16 protein-coding genes are annotated in these 19,210 nt (G+C 50.0%); 5 read left to right on the top strand and 11 right to left on the bottom strand.

Annotated features, from left to right (window positions below; genetic code table 11):
- Positions 1 to 106: 106 nt before the first annotated feature.
- From ACFORK_RS12075 to ACFORK_RS12065, 3 genes are all read left to right on the top strand, one after another.
- The gene (locus tag ACFORK_RS12075; RefSeq protein WP_379199075.1) at positions 107 to 1,663 is read left to right on the top strand and encodes an FAD-dependent oxidoreductase; all 1,557 of its coding nucleotides are present in this window, start codon (positions 107 to 109) and stop codon (positions 1,661 to 1,663) included.
- A gap of 125 nt (positions 1,664 to 1,788) precedes the next feature.
- A complete protein-coding gene (locus tag ACFORK_RS12070) occupies positions 1,789 to 2,508 on the top strand; it encodes a 3-ketoacyl-ACP reductase (protein WP_379199073.1) in 720 nt (239 codons plus the stop codon).
- Between the two features lie 52 nt (positions 2,509 to 2,560).
- The gene (locus tag ACFORK_RS12065) at positions 2,561 to 2,872 is read left to right on the top strand and encodes an antibiotic biosynthesis monooxygenase (RefSeq protein WP_379199071.1); all 312 of its coding nucleotides are present in this window, start codon (positions 2,561 to 2,563) and stop codon (positions 2,870 to 2,872) included.
- Between the two features lie 750 nt (positions 2,873 to 3,622).
- On the opposite strand, the gene ACFORK_RS12060 is transcribed toward ACFORK_RS12065, so the two are convergent.
- The 9 genes from ACFORK_RS12060 to cidR form a co-directional block, all read right to left on the bottom strand.
- Positions 3,623 to 4,297, bottom strand: a complete 675-nt coding sequence (locus ACFORK_RS12060; RefSeq protein WP_379199069.1) for a hypothetical protein — start codon at positions 4,295 to 4,297, stop codon at positions 3,623 to 3,625.
- A gap of 103 nt (positions 4,298 to 4,400) precedes the next feature.
- Positions 4,401 to 6,617, bottom strand: a complete 2,217-nt coding sequence (locus ACFORK_RS12055) for an MMPL family transporter (protein WP_379199067.1) — start codon at positions 6,615 to 6,617, stop codon at positions 4,401 to 4,403.
- Between the two features lie 318 nt (positions 6,618 to 6,935).
- Positions 6,936 to 8,828: an ABC transporter ATP-binding protein gene (locus ACFORK_RS12050; RefSeq protein ID WP_379199064.1), complete on the bottom strand. Its 1,893-nt coding sequence runs from the start codon at positions 8,826 to 8,828 to the stop codon at positions 6,936 to 6,938.
- The gene (locus tag ACFORK_RS12045) at positions 8,825 to 10,585 is read right to left on the bottom strand and encodes an ABC transporter ATP-binding protein (protein ID WP_379199062.1); all 1,761 of its coding nucleotides are present in this window, start codon (positions 10,583 to 10,585) and stop codon (positions 8,825 to 8,827) included. The genes ACFORK_RS12050 and ACFORK_RS12045 overlap by 4 nt, the downstream gene beginning before the upstream one ends.
- Entirely contained in the window at positions 10,578 to 11,018 is a 441-nt protein-coding gene (locus ACFORK_RS12040; RefSeq protein ID WP_379199060.1) for a MarR family winged helix-turn-helix transcriptional regulator, read from the bottom strand. Before ACFORK_RS12040 ends, ACFORK_RS12045 begins: the two co-directional genes overlap by 8 nt.
- Positions 11,019 to 11,456: 438 nt before the next feature.
- Positions 11,457 to 11,585, bottom strand: a complete 129-nt coding sequence (locus ACFORK_RS12035) for a hypothetical protein (protein WP_379199058.1) — start codon at positions 11,583 to 11,585, stop codon at positions 11,457 to 11,459.
- On the bottom strand, positions 11,539 to 12,939 hold the full coding sequence (locus ACFORK_RS12030; RefSeq protein WP_379199056.1) for a DNA-binding protein: 1,401 nt from the start codon (positions 12,937 to 12,939) through the stop codon (positions 11,539 to 11,541). Before ACFORK_RS12030 ends, ACFORK_RS12035 begins: the two co-directional genes overlap by 47 nt.
- A gap of 147 nt (positions 12,940 to 13,086) precedes the next feature.
- Entirely contained in the window at positions 13,087 to 13,371 is a 285-nt protein-coding gene (locus ACFORK_RS12025) for an aspartyl-phosphate phosphatase Spo0E family protein (protein ID WP_379199054.1), read from the bottom strand.
- Between the two features lie 110 nt (positions 13,372 to 13,481).
- Complete coding sequence (gene cidR / locus ACFORK_RS12020) at positions 13,482 to 14,369, bottom strand: cidABC operon transcriptional activator CidR (protein WP_379199052.1); 888 nt, start codon at positions 14,367 to 14,369, stop codon at positions 13,482 to 13,484.
- A gap of 112 nt (positions 14,370 to 14,481) precedes the next feature.
- Here cidR and ACFORK_RS12015 point away from each other — a divergent pair, with 112 nt between their 5' ends.
- Entirely contained in the window at positions 14,482 to 14,853 is a 372-nt protein-coding gene (locus tag ACFORK_RS12015) for a CidA/LrgA family protein (RefSeq protein ID WP_379199050.1), read from the top strand.
- Positions 14,853 to 15,533 carry a CidB/LrgB family autolysis modulator gene (locus ACFORK_RS12010; RefSeq protein WP_379199355.1) on the top strand — a complete coding sequence of 227 codons (681 nt, stop codon included), beginning with the start codon at positions 14,853 to 14,855 and terminating at the stop codon, positions 15,531 to 15,533. The genes ACFORK_RS12015 and ACFORK_RS12010 overlap by 1 nt, the downstream gene beginning before the upstream one ends.
- 100 nt (positions 15,534 to 15,633) lie before the next feature.
- On the opposite strand, the gene ACFORK_RS12005 is transcribed toward ACFORK_RS12010, so the two are convergent.
- Positions 15,634 to 16,602, bottom strand: coding sequence for a Gfo/Idh/MocA family protein (locus tag ACFORK_RS12005; RefSeq protein WP_379199048.1), 969 nt, complete (start codon positions 16,600 to 16,602; stop codon positions 15,634 to 15,636).
- A 52-nt stretch (positions 16,603 to 16,654) separates the two neighbouring features.
- Positions 16,655 to 18,961 (bottom strand): helicase C-terminal domain-containing protein, encoded by a 2,307-nt coding sequence (locus ACFORK_RS12000; protein WP_379199046.1) that lies wholly within the window; start codon positions 18,959 to 18,961, stop codon positions 16,655 to 16,657.
- Positions 18,962 to 19,210 lie beyond the last annotated feature (249 nt).

Raw genomic sequence — 19,210 nt, 5'->3', positions numbered from 1 at the left:
CATCATCGTCCGCAAATCATGCACTAACCTCTGAACTGAAGTTTCTTTTGCCCAGGTTATGGTAATAATTGAACAACGTAATGCAAAAGTATGGAGGGATCAGAGCATGAAGCCAGAGAATCGGCTTACGGCCAATTTGCCGCAATTTCCCGAATCGTTATGGCGGGATACTGTCGATATGCCGGCCTTTCCGCGACTGAACGGGAATCACCAGACGGACGTCGCGGTGGTAGGAGGGGGAATCACGGGCATTACGACAGCCTACCTGCTCTCCAAAGCCGGCTATAAGGTGACCCTGCTAGAAGCAGGGACCATCCTTAATGGAACCACCGGATTCACCAGCGCCAAAATCACTGCCCAACACGGTTTGATCTACCACGATCTCTTGAAACACTTTGGAGAGGAGCAGGCCCGGCTCTACTATAAATCGAACAACGAGGCCATGGAATGGATGATCCGTACCGCGCAAGACCTGCACCTGTCCTGCCAAATGACACGAGATGATGCCATTCTGTATGCCGATGCCGGAGATGACAAGACACGGGAGCAGCTTGAGCAGGAATTCGCCGCTTATCAGACCTTGGGGTTGCCGGGAAAATGGCTGGATAAAGTATCTCTCCCCCTGCGGGCAGAAGGGGCCATTACCTTGCCAGGACAAGCTCGCTTTCACCCCCTGCAATATTTGCTGGGGCTACTTCAGGCATTTCTTGAAAACGGCGGTATAGTGTACGAACACACAACCATTGCTGAAAATGTAGAGAACAGCGGCAAGCTCACGCTTTTCACCGAGCAGGATCAGCATGCCATTACCTGCAGTCACGCCGTCTCCGCTTCCCACTTCCCGTTCTATGACGGTGGGGCGCTCTACTTCACGCGCCTGCATGCCGAGCGCTCCTACTGCCTGGCCATTCAGCCTGAAATGGAGTTTGAAGGCGGCATGTATCTGAGCGCCGGGCAGCCAACCCGCTCCTTGCGAACCGTGGAATGGGATGGCAAGAAGCTAGTGATCGTCGGCGGGGAGAATCATAAGACAGGCCAAGGTATTTGCACCTTTGGACACTATGAGAACCTTGAGAGGTTCGGTGGACAATTGCTGGGAATTAAGCTAATGCCATACCGCTGGTCGACCCAGGACCTGGTCACGCTCGACAGAGTTCCTTATATCGGCAAGGTCTCCGCCGAAGAAGAAATCTACATCGCCACCGGCTTCGGCAAATGGGGGATGACCAGCGGCACCTTGGCAGCACAAGTGATTGCGGATCAAATTCAGCGCAAGGATAACCCCTACACAGCGCTGTACAATCCTTCACGCTTCAAAGCAAATCCCAGCATCAAGAACTTCATCGTGCAGAACGCCAATGTCGCCAAGGAGTTTGTTTCAGGCAAGGTCGAGATTGTCCATAAGAAGACCAGTGAACTCAAGCGGGACGAGGGGGCGGTTGTATTTCATGATGGAAAGCGCGTCGGCGCGTACAGAGACCTTGAAGGCAACCTTCATCTGGTCGACCGAACATGTACGCATCTGGGCTGCGAATGTGAGTGGAATAATGGAGAACGAACCTGGGATTGCCCCTGCCACGGCTCCCGCTTCTCCTATGATGGTGCCGTGCTGGAAGGACCGGCCACACTCCCGCTGGACACCATCAGTCCGGAGATCCCCTGAGCATCGGATACCTAAGACAAGCACAGCGCCGCTACCTACTGGGGCGGCGTGCTTGTCTTTGCCCACTCAGGTATAATTAAAGTGGAAGTTGTTATCGATACTTTAAAAGGACGTGAAGCGAAGTTATGGATCTGAGAGGAAAAAGCGTTGTGATTACCGGGGCAGGTAAAGGAATCGGGAAAGCACTGGCCCTTGCACTAGCCAAAGAAGGAGCTAACCTGGGCCTAATCTCCAGAACATCGGGAGATTTGGAAGCTTTGAAATCAGCATTGACGGAAGTCTACGACGTCAAGGTTAGCATTGCCGTTGCCGACATTTCAGTACAGGAAGAAGCCGAACGCGCTGTGGTTTCGCTCCAGAATGACCTTGGGGCTTTCGATGCCCTTATCAATAACGCCGGGGTCGCCCAGTTCGGTACTTTTCTGGAGATGGATCCTGCGGACTGGAAACGCCACATTGAGATCAATCTCTTCGGTGTTTACTATGTTACCAGAGCAGCATTGCCAGCTATGATCGAGCGCAGCAGCGGTAATATCATCAACATCTCTTCCACAGCGGGTGAACGCGGATTTGCTACAGGCTCTGCCTACTGTTCCTCCAAGTTCGCACTGATGGGTATGACCGAATCGCTGGCTCAAGAGGTGCGCAAACACAATATCCGCGTGACCGCGCTGACACCAAGTACAGTCAACACGCCACTGGCTGAGAATGCAGGCCTGAAGATTGGCGACGAGGATCGTATGATGCAGCCAGAGGACGTAGCAGAACTGACTATTGCAGCCCTGAAGCTGCCGGATCGTGTCTTCCTCAAGACCGCCGGTATTTGGACCACGAACCCGCAATAAATCATCTACTGCTCATATTCTTTTATTCATACTGCCTTAGGGAGGTAATTGCATGCTAGTAGTTACGAATACGATTAAAGTCAAGGAAGGCCATGGGGCCGCTATGGCCCAGCGTTTTGCAGGTTCAGGCGGTGTTCAGGATATGCCGGGCTTTGTGCGCATGGAAGTATGGCATGGCAGTGCCAAGGAAGGCGTGGAGGAATTAAAGATCAGTACCGTGTGGGAGAATGAAGAGGGCTTCAAGAGCTGGACCTCCAGCGAATCCTTCAAGCAATCTCACCGCGGTGCCGGCGGCAGCGACGTCATTCTGGGCGCCTCGCTCGACAAGTACGAGCTGCTGATTAGCCGTACGCCTGGGAACTAGCACAGCTGAGAACTAGTACACATTAGCCTTTGAAGCTAGTTTTTGATTTGTTGAAAAAGATTGTTCAGAACTATCCCCAGTTCTACAATCATAAGTGTTTCCAAGTGGAACAAAGCAGCCTGACTCCTCTTTAACCTAGGACTCAGGCTGCTTTGTTATTGCATTTGGAGAGCTACATAAGGCGGAATAAGATGAACCTAATGTCCGAATGAAAGTCTCGGTCGTCACTACGATGGATTGTTGGGCTGCCAATCGCTATTGTCTCTAGATTTCTTCTATTTAACCGCTTGTAGCAGTTAAGATTCGGATAGCAGCTCTTGCTTTATTAACCCTTGTAGCGGTTGAGATCGAGAAGCAGTTCATATATATACATGAGCTTTTCTCTGGAGACCTTTCAGTTGAGCGCCTCACTCCTACAGGCCCTAACTTCCCCTCCGCTCCTCCCCACCTTGTATTGAGTAGAAAAGAGAAGTACGCACATCACTTCCAAAGACGATATAACGGCATTTTTGCACCTTAAATAGGCTGCAGCTAAGCATCGAGTTCAATTAGAGGCAATTTTGTACCTTAATTCTTCCAAAATGCCCCCTCCAGTGGATTTTTCAAAAAAATAAGGTACATTAATGCCTCTATATCCCTATTTCAGCTAAAAATGAGGAAATTAAGGTGCAAAAACGCACTTAGTTGGGAGTGTATAGCTTTATTTCGCTGTTTCCCTTTGTAAACTGATAAGGCGACCTCTGCTAATGCTTATTTCTTCGATAAAACATACTCCTTCAAGTCTTTAAACTCATCTTTGTTTTCTTTTGCCCACTGTATTTCATCAGCTGCTGTAAAGGACTTTGCTTGAGAACTTGGAATAAGAGACCCCACCACCGGGAAAAGTTCCGTCTTCCCAGACTCTACCTGATCAATAATAAATGGCACTGCTGGTACACCTAGCTTTGTTAACAAAGCTAGCTTCTGATCTTCAGGCAACTCAGAATTTGCAATTTTTTCAACTTCCTCAGGAAGAGTACTTAGTTTTAGTTTCCATTTCGCAGAAAAAATATCTCCTGAAGCCCAAGTCGTACTCTGATCTTCTTTAAGATTAACCTTCGAGATTTCCTCAATGGCCGCTGCAAAGATGTAAGCGAAAAGACTACTTCCTTCACTCTCATCAATTTTCTTTTCCAATACCGGGATAGCATCCGTACCAAGATTTACAATATTCGCATACTCCACACTATTTTTAAGGTAATCATAAGGATTACTACTCATGGCAAGCTCAGCTTTATTAGCGACTTCAGTTTGTAACTGTTTTGCCAAACCATTAAGATTCTCATCAATTTGTTTCTCAACAGATGCATCGGCACGCATTGCATAAATAGAGGCCGTAACAGTAAAACCGAGAGCGAAAATGCCGACAAGTAATTTTTTATTCATTCTTATCACCTCAATGATTTAATGATCTTATTACTTGCAGTTCCGATCGGCGAAGCTGTTCTAAACGCATCATTTATTCTGGCTTCATAGGTGAACCTCTCTCTTACTCCCCAACCTCAGACTGCATCTCCGCCACTTCCACATGCTTGCCCGGCCAGAAAGCCACCCGACCGAATAACAAGGTAATGGCCGGTACGAGGAACGGGCGTACTACAAAGGTATCCAGCAGAACACCGAGGGCTGTGATAATACCAAATTGCACAAGCACTTGAATCGGCAGCGTAGCCAGCACAGCAAAGGTCCCGGCTAAGATGAGACCGGCAGAAGTAATGACGGAGCCTGTCTCGTTAACACCTTCCGCAATCGCCTGTTTCAAGGGCATAACCTTGCGTTTTTTCCATATGTTCGAGATCATAAAGATGTTATAGTCCTCGCCAAGTGCCACCAGAAATACAAAGGAATAGAGTGGAATCGCTCCCTGAATGGCCTCTGCGCCCAGGACATAGTGAATAATGATCCAGCCCAGTCCAAGCGCCGAGAAGAAGGATAGAATTACGGTCCCCACCAGATAGATGGTAGCGATGATTGAGCGTAAATACAGGAGCAACAGCAATGTGATCATTCCGATGACTACTGGAATAATGAGATCCATATCCCGCTCGCCAGTGGCTCTATTGTCATACTGTGTTGCTGTTTGGCCGCTAATCCAAACTTTTCCTTCAGGATTCTCCACCCCCACATCCACAAGCGCCTGCTCTCCCGTCGCCTGAAGCGCCGGAATATGGCTCATGGCCTCAAGGGAGTAGGGATTACTCTTGAATTCAATATCGAAGCCCAGAATCTCCTTATTGACTGCGCCTTGCTGAGGATCAGAAACCTTACTCACATAAGAGAGTGCGCCCAGGACAACTTTAAGATCTTCGCCCTCCGCCTTGCCTTGAGTATCAATCATCAGTTTGGCCGGAGCCAGCTCGCCAGGCGAGAACTGTGTGCCAATAAGATCAAATCCCTGACGTGACTCCATATTCTTCGGAAAAGAAGACAGGATATCATACGTGAACTTAATTCCGCTGGAGAAGGAAGCCAGTACACCAAGCAGCAGTACAGTTACGCCTACAATGGCCCATGGACGGGCAACCACCAGCTCGCCGATGCCTTTTTTGCGGGACATTCGTGGCTGTGGTAGCGGCTTGCCCTTGGCCTTTGCCCGCTCTGCTTCCATTTGCGGTGTACGCGGAATGAATGGATAGAACGAAGCCCGGCCAAAAATCGATAGCAGTGCCGGAACTAGTGTCAGACTAGCGATTCCCATAATAAAGATCGCCAGACTGAAAGGAACCGCAAAGCGGTGGTACGCCCCGAACTTCGCCAGCAACAGCGCAAACAGTGCCAGCACTACGGTGAAGCCGCTCATGGCGATTGCCCCGGAAGAATCCGTAACCGCATAGAGCAGTGCACGCCCCTTACTATCCTCTGTCTTCAGCAATTGACGGAACCGCGAAATGAGGAAGAGGCAATAATCTGTGCCTGCTCCGAATAGCAGGACGGTCATAATCGAGATGGCTTGCGAGTCTACAGTAATCCAGCCGTCCTGCGCCATTTTACCCAGTAGCGGTCCCGTAACCCCATAAGCGAAGCCCACCGCAACCAGCGGAATGAATGCCAGAATCGGCGAACGATAGATTAGTAGCAGAAAAATAAGTACAAGCAGAACAGTCGCAATAAGCAAGGATACATCGGCATTTTTGAACAAACTGCTGGCATCAATGGAGATACCTACAGGTCCGGTGACGCGCAGACTTAACTCGCTGTCCGCTGTATCGGCTGCTGTCAGATCACTGCCGGTTTCCGTGCGGATGATCTCCTTGAGCTCCGTGACCGCTTGTTTAAGCTGTCCACTATCTGCTGAAGAATCGAAGAGTACAGGCGTCACCAACGTGCTGCCGTCCTCCGAGAGCGAAGCTTGAAGCGCCTGTGGAGGAATTTTGCCTAGCGGGGGCACGAAATTTTGATACGACACCGGCTGCTGCTCCAATGTATTGTAGATTGCCCCGATATGTACCAGATCCTCCGAAGACATTCCGCCTTCTCGGTGCCACACCAATAAAGCTGGAACACCGCTGCCGCCAGGGAATTCTCTTCCTGCCACAGCTTCCGCGCGAACCGATTGCGCATTCTCTGGCAGATTGGGGGCATTGTTTACCACCTGTGAATTCACAGCAGGCCATAGCATGTTAAGGAGGCCGACTACTGCAATCCACACGAGAAGCGTGATCCACTTAGTTTTGCTGCCCGTAATCCATTTTCCGTAGCCTGACATCTATTTCATCCTCTCTGCAGAGCCTGCGGAACATGAAATGAACCGCGGGTCATTTTTATATTCATATCATACACGCAGACCTATCTAAAAACCATCCGTGATTTCACGCATTCAGAGCCTCTTGTAAAATGAAAAACCGCGCAATTGCGCGGTTTAAATTACGAATCAAGCTGCATTTCGTGCAGCTTGTACACGGCCTGGACAGCATGAGTCATTCCATGTCCTGAAAGATAAATACCCCTCGCCACCGCACATTACGCACGGCGGCAAGGGGTATTTTAAGGCCACTAACCGTTATTACACTTCTTGCTGTCAACCTCAGATAACTTCCGGAACAGGGTCCTCAGAGAACTGACTGTTGTAAAGATCAGCATAGAAGCCATTTTGCGCCATCAGCTCTTCATGGTTGCCTTTCTCAATGACACTTCCCTTGTTCATAACCAAAATCAGGTCCGCATCACGAATTGTAGACAGGCGGTGGGCGATGACAAAGCTTGTTCTACCTTCCATCAGCGTGTTCATCGCCTTCTGGATCTGCACTTCTGTCCGAGTGTCGACGCTACTTGTAGCCTCATCTAGAATGAGGATGGACGGATCAGCCAGGATAGCGCGGGCAATGGTCAGAAGCTGCTTCTGCCCTTGCGAGATGTTAGAGGCTTCTTCGTTCAGCACCGTATTGTAGCCCAGCGGCAGTGTGCGGATAAAGTGGTCCGCATGTGCTGCCTTGGCCGCACGCACCACATCGGCTTCACTGGCACCCTCACGTCCGTAGGCAATATTGTCACGGATCGTACCATTGAAGAGCCACGTATCTTGAAGCACCATCCCGAATTTGCTGCGCAGATCACTGCGCTTCATATCCGTAATATCAACACCGTCGATGAGGATTTGGCCGCCGTTCAGCTCATAGAAGCGCATCAGCAGATTGATCATCGTGGTCTTGCCGGCACCGGTCGGTCCTACAATTGCGATCGTCTGGCCCGGATTGACCTCAATATTCATATCCTCAATGAGGATAGCATCCTCTTTATATCCAAACTTCACATGACGGAATTCCACCGCGCCTTCTTCCACAGCTCCGTGTTTCACAGCAGCCGATTTCTCCGGAACTTCCTCTTCTTCATCTAACAGCTCGAATACCCGCTCTGCGGAGGCAACTGTCGACTGAATGATGTTAGCAATGTTCGCGGTTTGTGTGATCGGCATAGTGAATTGTCGTGAATACTGGATAAAGGCCTGGATATCCCCGACTTCGATCATCTTTTTGGTGACAAAAATACCGCCGACTACGCAGACAAGCACATAACCTAGGTTCCCGATAAAAGTCATCAGCGGCATAATCATGCCTGACATGAACTGGGCGCGCCAGCCGGAATTGTAGAGATCGTCGTTAATCGTGTTAAACTGACGAAGCGATTCCTTTTCACGGCCGAAGGCTTTGATAATACGGTGACCGGTGTACATTTCTTCTACGTGTCCGTTCAACTGCCCAAGTGATTTTTGCTGGCCAATAAAATAGGTTTGCGAGCGTTTCGTGATCCCCATTATGGCAATGAAGCTAAGCGGCAGTGTCACCACTGTAATCAGGGTCAGCCAAGGACTGATCGTCAGCATCATGATAATAACACCAATAATAGTAACAATAGATGTTATCAGTTGTGTTAAGCTCTGCTGCAAGGTGGTACTGATGTTGTCTACATCATTGGTAGCCCGGCTGAGAATCTCCCCATGGGTTCTGGAGTCAAAATATTTCAGCGGCAGCCGTTCCAATTTGAGATTGATCTGCTCACGCATATCATAGACAACCTTCTGGGCCACACCAGCCATGATATATTGCTGCAAATAGCTGAACAGGGCACTGAACAGATAAAGACCACCCAGAATCAGCAGGATATCGTTAATATAGCCAAAATCAATAAAGGCCCCTTCTACGCCCATCAACTTCCCATAGGCGCCTTCGAACAGCTTGGTCGTTGCTTTACCCATAATCTTCGGGCTTAGAATACTAAATACCGTACTGGCAATCGCCATAATAAAGATAACAATCAACTGCACCTGGCGTGGGCGCAGGTAGCGAATCAGACGGCGGAGTGTACCCTTGAAGTCCTTGGCCTTCTCCGCTGGCAGCATCATTCCAGGACCGCCAGGACCGCCAGGTCCCCGTCCTCTTCCACCGCCCGGAAGTTTCATCTGGCTGTTCTTCTCACTCATGCTATTTCCTCCTCTGACAACTGCGAGGACACAATCTCGCGGTACACTTCACTGTTCTCCAGCAGTTCCTTGTGCGTTCCCGTACCAGCGATTCTGCCTTCATCCAGCACAATAATCCGATCCGCATCCATTACTGTGCTGACCCGCTGAGCCACAATAAGCACGGTGGATTCTGTCGTCTCCCCTTTGAGAGCGGCGCGCAGATTGGCATCTGTCTTGAAATCAAGCGCCGAGAAGCTGTCATCGAAGAGGTATACTTCTGGTCTTCTGACCAGTGCACGGGCAATAGACAGACGCTGCTTTTGACCCCCAGAGACGTTATTCCCGCCCTGAGCAATTTCCGAATCGAATCCATCCTTCATGCCCGATACAAAATCGAAGGCTTGTGCCACTTTGGCTGCATGGATAATTTCTTCATCGGTCGCATCCTCTTTACCGTAACGGATATTCTCCTTGATCGTGCCAGTGAACAGCACTGCTTTCTGTGGAATGTAGCCGATCTTGCTGCGCAGCTCTTCTTGAGTCATTTCACGAACATCGACGCCATCCACTCGTACGGCACCTTCAGCCACATCATAGAATCTAGGGAGCAAGCTCAGCATTGTGGATTTACCAGACCCGGTACCCCCAATAATCGCCGTGACTTCACCCGGCCGGGCACTGAAGCTGATCCCAGACAACGCAGGCTGTTCTGCACCCGGGTAGGAGAAGCTAACGTTCTCGAATTCCACGTATCCGCGCAACCCATCGCGGCCATCACGCTTAGTCAATACAGCAGTGTTGTCAAGCTCACTTGCCGACGGATCCAGAATTTCCGGCTTCATATCCAATACCTCGTTGATCCGTACAGCCGATGCGGAAGCACGGGGAATCAACACGAACATCATCGAAACCATAATCAGCGAGAACATAATCTGCATGGCGTATTGAATGAAGGCCATCAACGAACCAACTTTCAGGTCACCGTCACCAATACGGATGCCTCCATAATACAGAATAGCAATCATGGAAAAGTTCATAACAATCATCATGAGCGGCATCAGTCCAGCCATGATCTTGTTAACCTTAATGGCCGTTTCGGTCAGATCACGGTTAGCTTCCGAGAACCTTTTGTTCTCATGGTTAATTCGGTTGAACGAGCGAATAACACGGATACCTGTCAGATGTTCTCTCAGCACAAGGTTGAGCTTATCCAGCTTGACCTGTATTGCTTTAAACAACGGCAAGCCCTTCATACCTATCAGGAAAATCGCACCCACAAGCAATGGAATGACGACTACAAAAATCAATGACAACTTGGCATCCTCGGAGACCGCCATAATGATCCCGCCGATCATCATCATCGGTGCCGCGATCATCATCCGCAGCATCATTGTCAAGACGGTCTGTACTTGTGTAATATCATTAGTCGTACGGGTAATCAGTGATGCTGTACCCACCTTGTCAAACTCGTGGAGCGTAAAGTTTTCTACATGATTGAACATTAGCGCTCGCGTATTTTTGCCGAAACCTGCAGCAATCTTGGCTGAGAAATAACTGGCAATGATTGAACACAGCGCTCCGCCGGCAGCCACCAGTAGCATGAACCCGCCGACTCTCCAGATATAGCTGCGGTCGCCTTGCACAATCCCTTTATCTACGATGTCAGACATCAGTGTAGGGAGATACAAATCACCCATGGATTGCAAAAATACAAGGATCAGTACACCGATAACCGCCAGCCTAAAGGGCTTTAGTTGTCTTAGTAATTTAATCAAGATTCTCATCTCCGTTCATTGGTAACCGATCGAAATCAGGTCGGGGACTGCTAAGGGCATACGCATGGACTTTCAACAGCAGATCACACAGCTGGTTGCTCTCGTCTTCACCCAAGTACTCCACCAGCTTAACAAGCTCTTCATTCATATAAGCATGCACTCTTCGCGTGACCTTTTTTCCCTGTTCTGTTAATTGAATGCGAACAGCCCTCCGGTCCTCGGAATCAGCCTGCCGCTCCACCATTCCTCTAGCTTCCAGACTATTAACCAACTGAGTAACCGTAGGAGCAGCCCATCCGAGAATGCGTCCGATCTCCGAGACCTTCAGTCCCTGTTCGTTGGAATGCCGGTGTTTGCGAATGCATATCATCAAAGTCATCTCACTCGGCTTATTGCCCTCGACCGTATGCTGCCATTGGACTTTGTGCAACATGCGCAATGCAACGAAAAGCCTATTCGCGACTGTATTTTCTCCATTTATCCCAATCTTTATCACCTCGCAAATTAATTAGGTTAGCTAATAATTAAACTATTTATTAATTAGGTAACCTAAATTATATTTACGGCAAAACACTTTGTCAAATATTGAACACGTTATCATTTTCACGAAATCCAAAACACTCATGGCCTTGCTTCTTGCACTAAAAAGAACCCTTCGTTCTGCTGTTTAAAGCAGCTTCGAAGGGTATTAAAAAAGATGACCCCTAAGATACCGGGCATCATCTTCTGTCATTACAGCGCGCCACCAAAGTTATCTTGGGAGTCATTACTGTTCTGCTGGTATAAAAGTAATATTACAATGCAGCATACTGCCGCGTTCTGTGATCATAAAAGGTCAAAAAGTGGTTACATCCCTGAATGTTCCTACGGATTAATACCCCACCCCGTGCTCCAGTGTGGTAAACGTTCCTCCGTTACCTCCTTTGCCTGCCGGTGTTCCAATGATAATAAAACTAAACAACGCTAAAACGGCGGTCATCGTCAGCAGCGATTTTTTCATTTTGTCTCACCTCCTTCATAAGATCTGTGTACAGTTGCTTCTGCCTGTCGCTGGCATATTCCCTGTTAATCTCGAAGAGAGTGACACAATTGATGAAGCCTTTCTCATTATTCAGTCTGGCAGACAGCTGGAGACATTCGATAATATGGTCGATTCCCCGTGGGTACTCCTGATGGTTGATAAGGTATATGGCTATCTGATAGTTGAGCCGGAATAGCCTGTCTACATTGATGGGGTCTTGGAATTGGCCGAAGCGCAGCATTTCCCGTGAGAATTTGGTCAGTGCGGTATCGGCAGAAAAGCCGAACTGGTTCGCCGATTCCATGATCGTGATTAGGCCAGGCAGAATTTCGCCCGGATGATCGGCTAGGAAGGAAATATAAGATGGAAGGATGGAAATGTTGCCGTCCAGCATCTCCAGCGTGAAGCTGTTGGCTTCGGAGAAGAGCTTGAAGTCCTCAACCGCTTTGTGACCTTCTTCATCCAAAATCTCAAACCAGCTCAGGTCCGCATATCCGGCCGTATACCGCTTGGCTTCTTCATATCGCCCCTGCTTGGTCAGCGCAGCCGCCTTCAACAAATAGCCATGGCCGTAATACACCACGAGTGGCCGCTCCGTATCCATCATTTCCCGGCGCTTGCCAGCATTCTTACGCACTTCATCCCGGTACAGTCCATTGGCCAGCGCACGAAGTTCGTCCGCATATTTCTCCACATCCCGCCAGCGGTGCAGCGTAAAGCAGACGTTGGCCAGCTTCAGCAAGCCATCCAGCTGCATCGCCTCTGGCAGACGTCCCCGAAACGGCTCGAATGTGATCACCGCCCTGAACTTCTCCTCCATATCAACTACAGACTGCATGGATTTGAAAATGCGATATTGACTGATAGCCAGACGCTCCGAGTAACTGTCCTGCTCATTCTCGGCTACAATTTTATAGAAAATGACAGATTCACTGATCTTTCCATGATTGAAAAGCTTCTCTGCGACTGAATAAATCAAGTCAATCTGTTTCGGATACTCAAGAATTCTGCTCAGAAGCTCATCAATACAAGGCTGCTTGCCGATCTCAGCGCATCGGATCAGGAACGGCTCGGCTCTGCGACGGGAAACCTTGTCCTCATAAAAACATTCATCAATATAAAGCGGATATAGCCAACCGTCAGGAAACCCGAAAGCCCGAGTAATGGCGTCCATTTGCCCTAAAGAGATAGGCTTTGGGGGATTCCCATGCAATATAGCACTGAGACTGCCGCGGTTCAGGCCCGAAACTTTCGCAAAAGAAGCGAGATTATGACCCGAACGGGATAGATTCTTCTCAATTTCTGAGCGTATAGTTGTAAATTTCGCCTCCACCCGGCACCTCCTGTGATGATATATATAGCAACTCCTAATTATTTACATAATTATAGGATAACTGTTCAGAAAGCACAACAAAAAGAGGAGCTGTTCTCTCCCCTAATTCTACCATCTATATGATTATGGATGCAAAAGACTAACGAACTATTGCAACGCGGTCTGGCTTCTCAACGGCGAAGTCCTAGAATTTTTGGCAGATGGGCCATTTGCCGCCTTTCGGCTGCGCAGACTCTCCATCATTTTGTTCTGGGCCAGCAAAATATAACCGTCCAGCCGTTCGCTCAACTCTACTACAGCACGATCACTCAGACTACGCTGCTCGGCAACCTCATGCAGTTGGCATCTCAAGCTTTCAATCGTAATCAGCAGCTCGTCTTCTCTTATATCTCTCCTATGAATGTTACGGGAGGAAGCATCGTAAAGGCTCACGATTCTCTCACCTTCTCTCTATCAACTTCTTCCCTATCATATAGCATGATGCCAAAAAACATATTTTCAAAAAAAAGAAAAATTTGTCGATGATTCAACAAAACGGGAGACTAATGACCTAGGAAGATTCCCTTAGCAAAAGAAATCCATTCCCGCGCCGCAAAAGATAGGTAGCGATCCCGGCGCCAGATAATGCCCAGCTGCCAAGGAATGACCGGGGCTGTAAGAGGAATCACAGCGATCCGTGAGCGGTCGATGTCACGGCAGATCGTCTCTGGCAGCAGCGCAATTCCGAGCCCCGCCCCTACCATTCCACTGATCAGATCCCACTGTGAGCTCTCGTATACCACCTTAGGTTGAAAGCCTACTTTGACGCATTCTGTAATAATCCGGTCATGCAGCATAAAATCCTCACGGAACAGGATAAACTCTTCTTCTGCCAGTTCCGCCAGCTTCACACATTCCTGTCCAGCCAGGCGGTGCCCTGCCGGAACCAGCAGCTCCAGCTTCTCCTCCAGAATTGAGAAGAATTGAAACTTGCCCTGATCCACAGGCAGCACAATGACACCGATATCCAGCAGCCCCGTCTCCACATCATTCTCCACTTTCTTGGCACCATCCTCATGCAGGCGGATCGTCACCCCCGGGTATCGATGATGAAACTCGCCGATAACGGCGGGGAAGAAGCTTGCACCTACCATTGGCGGCAGCCCCATCTGAATATGGCCCTGCTTCAGCTCGCGCAAGCTGTCCAGCTCAGAGGACAGGCTGGTGAATGAATCAACAATATTCTGCGCCTTGGTCAGCAGAATCTCACCCGCATCGGTCAGCCGTATACTTTTGCCTTCCCGATAGAACAGGTCGGCGCCCAGTTCAGTCTCCAGATTTCTGATCATTTTGCTAATCGTGGGCTGTGAGATATATAGCGATTTGGCCGCCTGGGAAAAGCTGTTCAGTCTGGCGATTTGAACGAAATATTGCAGCTGCCGGATGTCCATGGTTCAGCCTCCTATATATAGACGAAAGGAATGTCAGCTATTCTATCTATTCATTTTACCTATGAAAATAAATAATGTAAACTTTCATTACGATGAAAGGAGCGGAGCTCTTATGAAAAAAACGATCTCAGGATTGCTGCAAATAGGCGGCCTTACTATATTCTCTCTGCTGATCAACTCACTGGCTTCATGGTTGCATTTTCCCATCCCCGGTAGCATTCTGGGCATGGTTATCTTATTCCTTCTGCTTGAATTCGGCGTCGTACGCTTGAACTGGGTGGAGGTCGGAGCCTCCTGGCTGCTGGCTGAGCTGCTCCTGTTCTTCATTCCTTCCGCGATCGGCGTCATGAAATATACAGATATGCTGGAGACCGATGGGCTGCGGGTGCTGGCAGTCGTAGTAGTCGGCACATTCGCAGTCATGACCTGCTCCGGTCTGCTCACAGGAGCTATATCCAAGGCAAAGGAGCATAAACCCTCATGATGACCGGATTGTTATTCCTTACGCTGACCATAGGACTTTATCTCCTTGCCAAGCGCGCCTATAAGTTCCACAGCAAAGTATATCTATCTCCGCTTATCATCACGCCTCTGCTGATTGTTGGCATTCTGTTGATGACAGGCATCCCTTATGAATCTTACAATGCGGGAGGCAAGTGGCTGACTAACCTGCTGCAGCCGGCAACCATTGCGTTTGCTATCCCTTTGCATAAGAACTTCAAGGTACTCAAAAAACACGCCGCCGAAATTGCGGCAGGCGTGCTCTCAGGTACGATAATAGCGGTGATCTCCTCCATGCTGCTTGCCAAATGGCTGCATCTTAGCAGCGATCTGGCTACCAGCCTGGTCCCGCGATCGGTTACTACTCCGATCGCCATGAGTATCTCGCAGCGTATTGGGGGTGTACCCAGTATCACGGCAGTCTTCGTTATCCTGACCGGGATACTCGGCACCATGATGGGGCCTTCAGTGCTGCGTCTCTTCCGCATTGACAATGAAATTGCGCGCGGCGTATCGCTGGGAACCGCAGCGCACGGTACAGGTACCTCCAAGGCCTTCGAGCTTAGCTCGCTGACCGGTACCATCTCCAGCATCGCGATGATTCTGACGGCGCTACTGACTATCGGCATTGCGCCGCCACTGCTCGCGGTGTTCCTCCACTAAGGCCGTCCCGGCTTGGGCCAAAGCACATAGCTCCGAAGAAGTCCCCGGAGCTACGTGCTTTTTTTCTATGATCTCACTATGATTTCGATTCTACTTCACTTTATAGTTTAACAGGTAGTCCAGTTTGTGCCGACTCGTAAGCCGCACAGGTCACCTTGAGTGTCTTGTAACCGTCTTCGTAGTCGCTGAGAATCCGGGAGCGATCGCCAGTGCGTACAGCATGCAGGAATGCTTCACTCTCGGCGGCATAGGGATTACCACTGTTCGCATACTCTGTGCTGTCTCCGGTGCGAACGGTCAGCAGACGATCAAGATTCCAGTCCAGCAACCCTTGTTCATTGTAGAAAGTCAGATTGACCCGGCCGATATCTCCAGGGAGCACGCAAGTGTTGGAAATATTGGCAATGATACCACTGGCAAGCCTTAACGTCACCGTACCGATATCGGCAACTGTAACGTTCTCATGCTTCTCATGCATAATACGATTGCCATACAAGCCGTATACTTCTTCTACCTCACCGCCCAGATAGCGTAGCAAATCTACGATATGCGTCGTCTGCTCCGTGAACTGTCCACCGGACTGCTCCTGGTTGCGCCACCAAGCTACTCCTGGCATACCGCCCATCCACTGACCGACAACCATCCCGATTTTATCCCCGGTCAACGTTTCCTTCAGCCTTTGGATATTATCCTGATAACGGAAGTGGTAACCCACTGAGGTCAACAGATTGCGCTCCTTAATCTCCTGAAGCAGACTGGCCGGGATTTCGGTACTGTGGCTCAGCGGTTTCTCGATAAAAAAGGGAATGTCTCGGCGAATCAACGCACGCTCAATGTCACCATGCGACTGTGGGGGAACGCATATATAAGCAGCATCCAGCTTATGAGCTTCTAACATCTCCGTAATATCGCCATAGCCCTCAGCATCATAATGACGGGCCATCTCCTCCGCCTTCTCCTTGCTGCTACCGCATACCGCTACTAGACGAACATCCTCCATGCCAGCTAGTAAATCCGCGTGAACCTTACCAAACCAGCCTGTACCAATCAATCCGATGTTAAGTGTCATGATCTGCCTCCTGTGAGTCTGAAATGTATGCCCTTTCATAGATTATACGATGTTATTGCCAGATAAGGTAGTCCCGCCACTCTTCGGGGAGCAACCTATGATACGGCTGCTGCGTAAAACGGTCGTCCGCCAGCACAATTATGCCATGGTCGTTCTCGGTGCGGATCAGCCTTCCTCCAGCCTGCAACACCTTGCACATTCCCGGATAGACATAGGCATAGTCAAAGCCATTTTTACCCTGGCGATTGAAGTAGGAGCGTAGCAAATTACGTTCCAGCCCCAGCTGCGGCAGCCCTACTCCAACCACCATGACCCCGTTTAACCGGTCTCCAGGCAGATCCACTCCCTCCGAGAAAATACCGCCCAACACGGCAAATCCAAGAAGTGTCTGGCTTGTGTCTGGACGGAACGCTGCGAGGAAATCTTCGCGTGCTTCCTCACTCATGCCGGAGTCCTGTACCAAGGTAGGCACTTCCGGATGGCGCTCGCTAAATAAATCATATACATTTTGCAAGTATACATAGGAAGGGAAGAAGACCAAGTAATTCCCCGGTCTGCTGCACATTCTGTGCAAGGCCTCGCTCAATGGCGGCAGAGAGGCCTCCCGATCATGATAGCGCGTTGACAGCGGGAGTAGAGAGACCTCCCATTGCTCCTTCTGAAAAGGAGAAGACACGGTCAAGCTGTAGTCCTCTTCTGTGGCACCGATCATATCTCTGTAATACGACATCGGCGCCAGGGTGGCCGAGAACAGAATTTGGCTGCGATAGCCCTTGGACATCTGCCGCAGCAGATAGGAAGGGTCCAGGTTAAAGAGCTTCAGATACACATCACTGCGACGGTTCTCGGCATAGGTCACATAGCGCTCGTCATAGGTCTTGAAGGTGCGAAGCATCCCTTGTACAGCATAGAAGGTCTCCAGCAGACTGGCTTCTCCTTCCTCTGGAACGGCAGCCAGCATGATCGACGGATGGATTAATTCCAGTTCCGCCTCTGCGGTGAAGGTCTCCAGCAGACCCGGCAGCTCTTCAGGGAAGTCGTTCCACCAGCCCTGTCCCTCTGCGTTGCACAACTTACGTATCGTAATGAAGAACGTGTTCACCGACTTGGCAGCAGCGCTTAAGCTGGGATTGCTCACCTTGTACTGCCGCTGCAGTCCCAGGAACGGAGCTTTCTGCAACGCTGCTGAGAACATCTCCCTTCCCCGGTCCACCAAGTTATGGGCTTCATCGACGAGTAGAACTGTATCCTTCTTTCGTTCCTCGGCCAGCCTTTTCAGGCTAATTCGGGGATCATAGATGTAGTTATAGTCACAAATCACAGCATCACAAGCATAAGCGGCATCTAGTGAGAACTCGAAGGGGCAGACCCCGTGCTTCTTGGCATAACTGGCGATAACCTCGCGCGTCATCAGTATTTCCTGCCCCAGCATGTCCAACAGCGCCCCATTGATCCGGTCGTAGTATCCTTCGGCGAACGGGCAATGCTCACTACTACACAGCCCCTCCTCCCGGAAGCATGCTTTATCCTTGGCGGTCAGTGTTATGACATGCAGAATTAGGCCCCTGGCCGACAGGAGCGCCAGCGCCTCCTGGGCGGCCATACGGGTAATTGTCTTGGCGGTCAGATAGAAGAATCCTTTGGCCCGCCCTTCACCAATGGCCTTAATCACCGGGAACAGGGTGGACATCGTCTTGCCGATTCCCGTCGGCGCCTGGGCGAAGAGATTGACGCCTTCCGAGACCGCCTTGTACACGGCGCCAGCGAAATGCCGCTGCCCCTTCCGATAGGCAGGGAAGGGGAAACCCAATTCGCGAATGCTCTGCTCCTTGGCGATATCATGCCGAAGCAGCATTTCAGCATAGGGTGCATAGCGGGCCACTGTATCAGCGGCAAAGTCCGCCAATTCCTCCATGCTGACACTCCGCTGCAGGCTCCGCTCCTCCTCTCCCCCTCGGCGAACATAGGTAAGCCGAACTTCCATGGAAGTAAGCTCTTGCTCAAGCGCGATCATATAGGCGTACATCAATGCCTGCGCCCAGTGGACCTCACGACCTTCACCCAGCAAGTCCAGCGGCTCCCCCGTGGACTTGATTTCCTCAACCACCAGTGAGCCTTCTTCCGACAGCAGAAGACCATCACAGCGGCCGTCTACCACCAGCAGCAATTCCTTATATGGAATCTCTGTTTTCAAATAGACTTCCTTCTGGTCGCCTTCCTTGTACCGCTTCTGAATCTTCTGATGAATACGCGTTCCTTCCGCCATCGAAGCCGCACTACGGAATCCCGGCTCAAGGCTCCCGCTGCGGAATACATACTCCACAAGCGTTCTGACGGATATGGATATCCTATGCTTCATACTTCCACCTCTTTTCCGGTCCCTTACTGTCAACCTAGCGCATTCCGTTCGTCGTTTTTGTCTTTTATTCGCTGTATAAAGTCATCTGGCGGCAGGAACAGCAGGGGCTGCTGCACTGTCACCCACTTCCGCTTTACATTGCGCTAATGCTGGCACGCAGTGTTTTTGACATTTACTATGCAGGGGGAGATAATAAAATTTGTTAATATGGAATTCCTTTGTCCTTACGCCGCTTCCTCTCTTCCGGGA

It is taken from the genome of Paenibacillus sp. GCM10012306 (genome assembly GCF_042649265.1).
Taxonomy (GTDB): domain Bacteria; phylum Bacillota; class Bacilli; order Paenibacillales; family Paenibacillaceae; genus Paenibacillus_AQ.
Note: the sequence above shows the minus strand (reverse complement) of the source record. Positions and strands in the feature narration are given on the sequence as shown.

Excerpts from the sequence above, each read along its gene's own strand:
- ACFORK_RS12070 (WP_379199073.1), top strand. The coding sequence starts at position 1,789 with ATGGATCTGAGAGGAAAAAGCGTTGTGATTACCGGGGCAGGTAAAGGA.
- ACFORK_RS12050 (WP_379199064.1), bottom strand. The coding sequence starts at position 8,828 with ATGAGTGAGAAGAACAGCCAGATGAAACTTCCGGGCGGTGGAAGAGGA.
- ACFORK_RS12040 (WP_379199060.1), bottom strand. The coding sequence starts at position 11,018 with ATGTTGCACAAAGTCCAATGGCAGCATACGGTCGAGGGCAATAAGCCG.
- ACFORK_RS12000 (WP_379199046.1), bottom strand. The coding sequence starts at position 18,961 with ATGAAGCATAGGATATCCATATCCGTCAGAACGCTTGTGGAGTATGTA.
- cidR (WP_379199052.1), bottom strand. The coding sequence starts at position 14,369 with ATGGACATCCGGCAGCTGCAATATTTCGTTCAAATCGCCAGACTGAAC.
- ACFORK_RS12075 (WP_379199075.1), top strand. The coding sequence starts at position 107 with ATGAAGCCAGAGAATCGGCTTACGGCCAATTTGCCGCAATTTCCCGAA.
- ACFORK_RS12065 (WP_379199071.1), top strand. The coding sequence starts at position 2,561 with ATGCTAGTAGTTACGAATACGATTAAAGTCAAGGAAGGCCATGGGGCC.
- ACFORK_RS12015 (WP_379199050.1), top strand. The coding sequence starts at position 14,482 with ATGAAAAAAACGATCTCAGGATTGCTGCAAATAGGCGGCCTTACTATA.
- ACFORK_RS12060 (WP_379199069.1), bottom strand. The coding sequence starts at position 4,297 with ATGAATAAAAAATTACTTGTCGGCATTTTCGCTCTCGGTTTTACTGTT.
- ACFORK_RS12055 (WP_379199067.1), bottom strand. The coding sequence starts at position 6,617 with ATGTCAGGCTACGGAAAATGGATTACGGGCAGCAAAACTAAGTGGATC.
- ACFORK_RS12035 (WP_379199058.1), bottom strand. The coding sequence starts at position 11,585 with ATGAAAAAATCGCTGCTGACGATGACCGCCGTTTTAGCGTTGTTTAGT.
- ACFORK_RS12005 (WP_379199048.1), bottom strand. The coding sequence starts at position 16,602 with ATGACACTTAACATCGGATTGATTGGTACAGGCTGGTTTGGTAAGGTT.
- ACFORK_RS12010 (WP_379199355.1), top strand. The coding sequence starts at position 14,853 with ATGACCGGATTGTTATTCCTTACGCTGACCATAGGACTTTATCTCCTT.